This is a genomic window from Oleiphilus sp. HI0132 (assembly GCF_001635845.1).
In genome coordinates this window covers 1-269 of sequence record NZ_LWGJ01000123.1, presented here as the reverse complement: position 1 = coordinate 269, position 269 = coordinate 1, and the positions used below count along the sequence as shown (strand labels likewise).

Annotated in this window: 1 protein-coding gene; it reads left to right on the top strand. The window is 46.1% G+C overall.

The genetic code is table 11. From position 1 onward, the window contains the following. On the top strand, nucleotides 1-269 hold a 269-nt coding region (locus A3766_RS01585), incomplete at both ends, for a DUF4124 domain-containing protein (protein ID WP_156508603.1).

Here is a 269-nt window from a genome sequence, read left to right as displayed (position 1 = left end):
GTAACAAAGTGTCCTTCTATAAATGGCAAGACGCAACAGGCATGTGGCACTATGGTGATAGACCCCCTGCAGGGGCTCAGAACGTATCAACCATGAATGTAAACACCAATGTTAATATCATCCAAAGTCTAAAGCTCGATTCCGAGGAAGGCGAAACGTCTTCTGGAAAGACCTCTCAGCCAAAAATGTCTGACACACTGGCCGATGGCCAACTAACAGTTGATGATGCTTTCAATGCAATGAGTGACGCAAAAGCCGTCCGTGATATG